This window comes from Halorientalis sp. (genome assembly GCF_028275115.1).
GTDB lineage: Archaea > Halobacteriota > Halobacteria > Halobacteriales > Haloarculaceae > Halorientalis.
On sequence record NZ_JAQCNH010000081.1, the window covers coordinates 1 to 6,869 of the forward strand.

Consider the following 6,869-nt stretch of genomic DNA (forward strand, 5'->3'; position numbering starts at 1 on the left):
TCGGCGCTCAGTAGGTCGGTGATTCGGCCTCGACAACCGGCTGAGATTGCGCAACTCGGCGACGCTGGGACCGCGTTCGGGACGGGGCGGATCGTCGAGAGTCTCCTGCTGGCGGTCGTCGGACCGATGTCGGTCGCGGTCGCGCTACTGCTGAACCTCGTCGGCTACGCAGGGGGCTGGGTCGCGACGAAACCGCTCACGCGCGCAGAGCGAATCGCCGGGCTGTTCTCGGTGGGGATGCGGGACTTCGCGGTGGCAGTGGGGTTGCTCGTGAGCGCGGGCGTGCCGGCGGCGGCGGCGCTTCCGGCGGTGGTCTTCGGTGTCGTCGAGATGGCAACGAGTGCGGCACTCGTCCGGTGGCTTCAGAAGTCCACTTCCTGAATCGAGCCTTCGGGCTCGCGCTCGCGGAAGACCCGGCCCTCGAACAGCGTGACGATGGTGTCGTCGTCCTCCCAGGCACCGGCGGCGAGGCCGGAGGTCCGGCAGGCCCGGTCGAGGTACTCGGCGGCGCTCCACCCGTTTTCCATCGGAACTGTGGGGTAGAGCCAACCGCCCTCGGCACCGCGCTCGACGGCGACGCCGTGCCGGCCGAGTTCGATGTCCGCGAGCGGGTCGTCGGTCAGGACGACGCTGCCGACGATGCAGACCGAGACACAGAGTGAGGACAGTTCGGCGGCGTCGACGGTCGAGCCACAGGAGTCCTCGTTGGCGGCGTCGATGGCTGCGTCGACCAGCGCTTCTCCGAGGTGGTCGTTCCAGTCGTAGCTGCCCGCACAGCCGCGCAGTCGACCCCTGCCGTGGGTGTTTTCCAGCCGAACGAACGCCCCAGTCCGCAGGTAGAAGGCGTCGCGCATGCTCCCGAGCTGTTCCCGTGCGCCGTTCTCGACGAACGACTCGACGGCGTTCCGGGCTAGTTCCACTGCTCGGACCCCGTCTGTCTGCGTGAATTCGCCCGTTGCCTTTGACATTATGTCTTCTATGCTGACTGGCTTCTTGAAGATTCCTAAATCATCGTCTACCGGAAATTCCCGCACTGACAGGTGCCAGAGTCGACCGAACGGCTTAATCCCGGGCGTGGTCTACGTCTCTCTGGCAGAGGGAGTCCGGCCACCGTGCCCCGGACCGCAGCGGCGCTAGGGGCATGAGGAAAGTCCCCCCACCGTCCGGGCAGGTGACCGGGCACAAGCCCGGAGCGGGAGACCGCTGGCTCTGGAACAGAAACGACACCCCTCCGCGCGAGCGATGACGCGTGCGAACCCCGACCGCAAGGGAGGGGGAGTTGACCCGCAGAGCGTAGCGGGGTTCGCGAGAACTCCGAAACGGCAAACGGCGCAGCCGTGAGCCCCGTGGCGACGTCGTCGTCACGCCGACCGCGGAGAACGGATGGAACGGCGAATCCTCACCGGTGCAAGCCCGCGTCGTCAGGTAGCCCGGACACCGCCGGATTCGGCGACCTGGCGCGGGCGCGTAGCCGAATGCTGGACCGAACAGAAGGGGGCTTACTCCCCTCAGCCGCTCGAACCCGCGAGCGACCGCAATCACGAGTCGTATCGCCCACAATTGTCTTGACGGTCCCACTCCACGAACAGATAGATGCGGTTAGTCGCCGTCCTCGCCGTCCTCGCCGCCGCCGTCCTGGCCGGTTGTTCGCTGCCCGCCGAGACCATCGGCGACGGGACGGAGCCGTGGACAGAGACGGAGTTCGTCGTCGCCGTAGACGCGGGACCGCGGGACTCACAGGACAACTACACCACGGACGTCCGCGAAACCATCGACTTCTGGGAAGGAAACGCCGAGCGGTACCTCGGGCACCCCGTTGAGTTCACCCTCCGGCCCGACGCCGCCGATCCGGACGTGGTCGTCCGAGTCGTCGCGGAGGTGACCGACTGCGGGACCGAAGAACACGCCGCCGGCTGTGCCCCGCTGGCCGACGACCTCCGTGAGCAGCCGACGCCCGTCACTGTGCGAGTCAGACGCGGGTTCGACCGCGAATCGACCCGAACGGTCCTCAAACACGAGTTCGGCCACATTCTCGGGCAGGGCCACGACGAACCACCGGCCGACATCATGACGGCGACGCGCACGCTCGCCACCGAACCCCGGCCGGACGCCATCGACCGGCCGGTCCCATGGGACGGCCCCGAACTGGCAGTGTACGTCGACGCCGGCAACGTCTCTGCCACAGATCGTAAACGGGTCCGCGAACAGGTCGGCCAGGCACTCGAGTACTACGCCGACGGTGCGGCGGGTACGGTCCCGAACAACGTCACCTTCCGTCGGGTCGACGACCGTGCGGCCGCGGACGTGGTCCTCGCGTTCCCGGACCGTCTCCCCTGTGAGGGAATCGACCGGTCCCGCGGGTCGTGTCGACAGCTCACCGGAGTCGACCCCGACGGTGACGGGACGAGCGAGCAGTACGCCCGCGCCGAAATCTACCTGACGGGACTCGCACCCGACGCGGTCGGCTGGCACGTCGGCCGCTGGCTCGCAGACGCCTTCGGTGCGGCCGACGAGTCCGACCTCGCGCCACCGTTCCGTGACGCCTCCTACGACCAGCGTCGGAGCGCCTGGTGGCGCTAGTCGATGCCGACGACCGTCGACACCCGTGCGTTCTGTTTCAGTCGGAGACCGGCACCGCCGACCGAGAGCGGGACCCTGTCCAGTTCGTCCAGCCTGAGCGTCGGGTGGACGGCCCCACGGGCCAGCAGTTCGTCACGAGTCTGGACCACGAGTTGCAGGTCCGCGGGGGCGCCAGCAGCCACGGACTCGTTGTATTCGAGCAGGTACTGCCCGGCGTCGAGATGCCACCACTCGTAGTCGTCCTCGGGGTCGCGTTTCTCGCTGGGATGTGGCTCGGTGTCGGCGGGGTCGAGTTCGCCGCCCCCGAAGTCGACTCGACCGGGTTCGGTCACCTCGTGTACGCCCGTGACCGTGAGGTCGAGTCCGCCGGTCTCGGTCTGGGTCGGTTCGTGAATGACGCCCTCGACGAACCGCGCTGGATCGGCTTCCATACCGACAGTTCGTCTCGCTTGCGACAAAAATTTCACCCGGCTCAGGCGCTCGCGTCCGCCCCCGACACGGGTTCGCCGTCGTCGGTCTCCCAGGTGGAGTAAAACCGCACGTCGGAGACGACGACCCGTGTGCCGGACAGCGAGCGTCGCTCGCCCCCCGAACCCCCGCTCTGCTCGTCCGCCGGACCCACGACGGCAACGTCCCAACCGTAGGCACGACAGAGCGTCCGAACTAGCCCGAGGCCTAACCCCTGCCGGTCGGCCCGGGTACTGTGGCCCAACTCGAAGATCTGGGTCCGGTCGTCCGGCGGGATGCCGGGGCCGTCGTCCGCAACCGCGAACCCGTCGCCAGTCCGGAACAGACGGACGGTCACGTCGCGGCCGCCGTACTCGACAGAGTTCTCGAACAACGCCTCGAACAGCGCCGCCAGTTTCTCCGGGTCGGCCGACACTGCCAGGTCCGAGTCCATCTCGACCGTCAACTGCGCCGACGGGGGTGCACAGTCCTCCCACGCGGCGGTCGCCGTGTCCGCCAGTGACACCTGTGTCCGCCGAGACCGGCCCCACAGCCACAGCCCGTACGCACCGAGGACGGCGGCGATGCCACTACCCAACAGCACCAGTTTCAGTACGGCGTCCGCGACCATCACGGCTGGACTCGGCCGGTACAGGCAAAAGCCTCGTACCCGAATTTTTCGATTCGATAGTTGACGGATGGAAAAAGGGCGCGGCCGTCCTGCGGTCGGTGGAGGCCGCTCGTTGGTCCGTCGGGTCGCCCCGCTCTGCTCGTTTCTCGTGGCTCTCACTCCGTTCGAGCCACCCTACTCCCACCGAAACACACCGTCTTCCTGGACGACCTCGCCGTCGATCTCCAGCCGTGACCCCTCGCCCATCCGGCGTATCAGGTCGACGTGGACCGCCGACTCGTTGCGCTTCTCGGCGTGGCCGGCCGGGAAGTTCGCTGCGTAAGCCCGTCCCAGCGCCATGTGGACGGTCCCGCCCATCTTCTCGTCGAAGAGGATCGTGTCCGTGGGGCGGTCGATCCCGCGGTTCATCCCGATCCCGAGTTCGCCCAGCCGCGTCGCCCCGGCGTCGGTCTCCAGCGTCTCGGCGATGGCAGATTCGCCCTGTCCGGCGGCGAAGTCGACGACCTCGCCGTCCTCGAACCCCAGGGTGACGTCCCGGACGCGGCGGTCCGCGATCGTCATGGGCACGTCGAAAGTGACCTCGCCGGCGACGGACTCGACGACGGGCGCGGTGAACACTTCGCCGCTTGGCAGGTTGTGCGAGCCGTAGGCCACCGAGGCCGCGGAGTTGACCGCGACCCGGTTTTCGACGGACATGGTGAGGTCGGTCCCCTCGCCGACGACCCGGACCTCGCGCCCGTCGTCCAGCAGGTTCTTCAACTGGTCCATCTCCGCGGCCAGTGACTCCCAGTCCCGGAGGACGGCGTCGTAGACGAAGTCCCGGTACTCCGCGTAGGCCATGCCGGCCTGCTGGGCGAGCGAGCGGGTGGGGTGTACGGTCGAGACCCAGTCCGTGTCGAGGCGCGCCTCCCGAATGCCCTCGCGGGCGCGGGCCGCGGCCTGCCGTCGGTCGCCGGGCACGTCCGCCAGTGCCGTCGTGTTGCGCCCGCCGCCGAGCGAGAGGACGCTGTCGGCCTGGTCGTACATCGCCAGTTCGTAGGCGGGGTCGTCGTCGAAGTCGCCGTCGTGCCCGCGAAGGTACGCCTGGCGAACCTCGTCGGAGCTGTAGACGGTCAGGCAGTTCGCACCGCGCTCGCCAACTCTCTCGGCGACGGCGACCGCGAGGTCGTGGGCTCCCTCCGCGACCCGGAGGACGACGTCGTCACCGGTCTCGATGCGTGCGCTCCAGTCCACCAGCGTCTCCGCGTGATCGTGAACGCGCTGATCCATGGCGGAGCGAGGGGCGGGAGCGGCAAAATCCCGGTGGTCGTCGCCGCACTCACCGCTCGTGCTCGTCGGCGAGCAGGCCGAACAGGAGCCTATCGCGGTACGCACCGCGGACGTAGTCCTGCTTCCGGAGGCGTCCCTCCTGCTGGAACCCCAGTTTGTCGAGGACTGCCATCGAGGCGTCGTTGTGCTCTCGAACACGCGGGCGACGACCGACCCGCTGTCACGCGGTCAGTTCCGCGAGGAAAAAAAGCGCGGAACTGCCGAGGGGGTCGTCGACCTGCCGCTCCCACCGAATCTCGAACCCGGCCGACCGTAGCTGTTCGCGGGTCCGGTCGCGGCCGGGCGTGCTGAAAAACATTCGCTCGTCGCTGCCGAGCCAGCCGCGTCGCACCGTCTCGTAGCGTGAGCCGCCGACGGTCGTGAGAAAGAGGCCGCCAGGCTGGAGAACGCGCGCGAACTCCTGATAGACCTCGGGGTGGGTAGACTGCGGGACGTGGAAGACGGCGTGGTAGGCGGTGACCGCGTCGACGGTTCCGTCCTGCACCGGGAGCCGGGCCATGTCGCCCTGCAGGAGGCGGGCCGCGGGGACGTTCTGCGCGGCCATATCCAGCCCCGAGCGGGCGAAATCGAGGCCGACGCGGTCGGTCCCGTCGAGGTTCGCCAGCGTTCGCTGGCCGTCTCCACAGCCGACGTCCAGCACTCGCGGGTCGTCGGGGAGCAGTTCGACCAGTTCGTCGAGGAGGGCCACGTCGTTGCCGTCGGTCGGTCGCGTTCGCGCGTACGTCTCAGAGAGCGCTTCCCAGGACGTCTTGACCTGCCTGCGATTCATACCCGATCTACGGGCCGAGCGGGTATCGACCTTGGGTTCGGCCGCCCCGCTTCGCCGCCCGCCGCGTCGGGTTGATGAGCCTGCGGTCCCAAACCGAACTGATGCGGTTCCCAACCCCACATCATATTGGCGGTCGCTACTACGTCGAAACCGTCTCGATCGGCCGAGACCCCGACAGTGCGACCGTCCGGGACTGCCTCAGCTGTGGCGGCTACGTCTTCGACGACGAGTGGCACCTCGTGGCGACCGTCCTCGACCGGGCCGACGACGCTCGACAGCGACACGTGTACTGCGGCGACGACTGCTTCCGCGGCTGGCTCCGGTTGTTCGCTGGCGGCTGACTGCTCGATACGGGTGTTGACCCGGTGGTGACGCGCTCGTCGGGACGGCGCAGTTCGCCGCGCTCGACCCGTGTGATGCAGCCGTCGTCGATACCGCCAGAACACGCACGCGCTCTGACTGTCGACCGGAACTGTTTCGGCCCTGCTCAGGTCGTCGGTCATCCCGAACCGGTCGTCGCGCTGTGCGACCCCTTCGTCGACAGCCTCGTGAACGCGTTCGCCCGCTGGAGGGACTGGGCCGTGGTCTGCCTCCGGTCGCTCGGCAACCGTTCGGGGTGGACTCCGGAGCGTTGTCGCTTCCGAGCCGTCCAGGTGCAGTCCCGTGGTCGCCGGTGGCAGAGACGACGTCGGTCCCGCCGGCCGCACCGAGGCCGTGGGGCGGGACATCGTTGTAGACCGACTCGTGGTCGTCCGTGTCGACGACGGAGGTTTCCTGCCAGATACCGACCGCGTCGTCGTCCGCGGTCCCGTTCCGGTAGGACTCCAGCCAGGCCGGCCGGTGGAGTCGCGACTCGTTGATACCGAATTGCAGGCGCTAAGCCCCCTTTCTCAAGGAGCGACCGGAGGGAGCGAGTATGGAGGGGACACAGCGTCCCCAGAAATCTCCGATTTCTGGTGTGCGAACGAATCGCGGAGCGATTCGTCCACGCCGTCATCGTTACACTTTCACTACCGGCATGGACTTGCTATCCCCGCGGTTACAGTTGGTAGTACGATGCTCGCCACGTCTCCCGCGGTGTTCAAGCGCGACAAGAAGCGTACGCCTTCGGTT

8 protein-coding genes, 1 other RNA gene and 2 pseudogenes are annotated in these 6,869 nt (G+C 68.0%); 4 read left to right on the top strand and 7 right to left on the bottom strand.

Annotation, left to right across the window (positions count from 1 at the left end):
• Nucleotides 1-381 (top strand): annotated as a pseudogene (locus Q0964_RS11025) (hypothetical protein); the annotation flags it as partial.
• On the opposite strand, the gene Q0964_RS11030 reads toward Q0964_RS11025, so the two are convergent.
• Nucleotides 363-968, bottom strand: a complete 606-nt coding sequence (locus tag Q0964_RS11030; protein ID WP_299267301.1) for a TIGR00296 family protein — start codon at nucleotides 966-968, stop codon at nucleotides 363-365. The pseudogene Q0964_RS11025 and the gene Q0964_RS11030 overlap by 19 nt on opposite strands.
• Nucleotides 969-1,091: 123 nt before the next feature.
• Between Q0964_RS11030 and rnpB the strand changes: the two genes are divergently transcribed.
• Together rnpB and Q0964_RS11040 are read left to right on the top strand one after the other, a co-directional pair.
• An RNA gene (rnpB, locus tag Q0964_RS11035) (RNase P RNA component) lies at nucleotides 1,092-1,514 on the top strand.
• A 79-nt stretch (nucleotides 1,515-1,593) separates the two neighbouring features.
• Nucleotides 1,594-2,580 (top strand): hypothetical protein, encoded by a 987-nt coding sequence (locus Q0964_RS11040; protein ID WP_299267304.1) that lies wholly within the window; start codon nucleotides 1,594-1,596, stop codon nucleotides 2,578-2,580.
• Here the strand turns inward: Q0964_RS11040 and Q0964_RS11045 are convergent.
• The 5 genes from Q0964_RS11045 to Q0964_RS11065 all read right to left on the bottom strand — a co-directional run bounded on the left by Q0964_RS11045 (nucleotide 2,577) and on the right by Q0964_RS11065 (nucleotide 5,756).
• On the bottom strand, nucleotides 2,577-3,011 hold the full coding sequence (locus Q0964_RS11045; RefSeq protein ID WP_299267307.1) for a dCTP deaminase/dUTPase family protein: 435 nt from the start codon (nucleotides 3,009-3,011) through the stop codon (nucleotides 2,577-2,579). The genes Q0964_RS11040 and Q0964_RS11045 overlap by 4 nt on opposite strands.
• 41 nt (nucleotides 3,012-3,052) lie before the next feature.
• Nucleotides 3,053-3,658: a sensor histidine kinase gene (locus Q0964_RS11050; RefSeq protein ID WP_299267310.1), complete on the bottom strand. Its 606-nt coding sequence runs from the start codon at nucleotides 3,656-3,658 to the stop codon at nucleotides 3,053-3,055.
• A 174-nt stretch (nucleotides 3,659-3,832) separates the two neighbouring features.
• Entirely contained in the window at nucleotides 3,833-4,927 is a 1,095-nt protein-coding gene (locus tag Q0964_RS11055; RefSeq protein WP_299267313.1) for an aminopeptidase, read from the bottom strand.
• A 49-nt stretch (nucleotides 4,928-4,976) separates the two neighbouring features.
• On the bottom strand, nucleotides 4,977-5,099 hold the full coding sequence (locus Q0964_RS11060; protein WP_299267316.1) for a GNAT family N-acetyltransferase: 123 nt from the start codon (nucleotides 5,097-5,099) through the stop codon (nucleotides 4,977-4,979).
• Between the two features lie 48 nt (nucleotides 5,100-5,147).
• Nucleotides 5,148-5,756, bottom strand: coding sequence for a class I SAM-dependent methyltransferase (locus tag Q0964_RS11065; protein ID WP_299267319.1), 609 nt, complete (start codon nucleotides 5,754-5,756; stop codon nucleotides 5,148-5,150).
• A gap of 101 nt (nucleotides 5,757-5,857) precedes the next feature.
• Between Q0964_RS11065 and Q0964_RS11070 the strand changes: the two genes are divergently transcribed.
• Nucleotides 5,858-6,097, top strand: coding sequence for a DUF7576 family protein (locus Q0964_RS11070; protein ID WP_299267321.1), 240 nt, complete (start codon nucleotides 5,858-5,860; stop codon nucleotides 6,095-6,097).
• Between the two features lie 379 nt (nucleotides 6,098-6,476).
• Here the strand turns inward: Q0964_RS11070 and Q0964_RS18475 are convergent.
• Nucleotides 6,477-6,629, bottom strand: a pseudogene (locus Q0964_RS18475) (monooxygenase family protein); the annotation flags it as partial.
• Between the last annotated feature and the right edge of the window lie 240 nt (nucleotides 6,630-6,869).

Bases quoted from the DNA above. Each gene is read 5' to 3' on its own strand.
- Q0964_RS11030 (WP_299267301.1), bottom strand. From the start codon at position 968: ATGTCAAAGGCAACGGGCGAATTCACGCAGACAGACGGGGTCCGAGCA.
- Q0964_RS11040 (WP_299267304.1), top strand. From the start codon at position 1,594: ATGCGGTTAGTCGCCGTCCTCGCCGTCCTCGCCGCCGCCGTCCTGGCC.
- Q0964_RS11045 (WP_299267307.1), bottom strand. From the start codon at position 3,011: ATGGAAGCCGATCCAGCGCGGTTCGTCGAGGGCGTCATTCACGAACCG.
- Q0964_RS11050 (WP_299267310.1), bottom strand. From the start codon at position 3,658: ATGGTCGCGGACGCCGTACTGAAACTGGTGCTGTTGGGTAGTGGCATC.
- Q0964_RS11055 (WP_299267313.1), bottom strand. From the start codon at position 4,927: ATGGATCAGCGCGTTCACGATCACGCGGAGACGCTGGTGGACTGGAGC.
- Q0964_RS11060 (WP_299267316.1), bottom strand. From the start codon at position 5,099: ATGGCAGTCCTCGACAAACTGGGGTTCCAGCAGGAGGGACGCCTCCGG.
- Q0964_RS11065 (WP_299267319.1), bottom strand. From the start codon at position 5,756: ATGAATCGCAGGCAGGTCAAGACGTCCTGGGAAGCGCTCTCTGAGACG.
- Q0964_RS11070 (WP_299267321.1), top strand. From the start codon at position 5,858: ATGCGGTTCCCAACCCCACATCATATTGGCGGTCGCTACTACGTCGAA.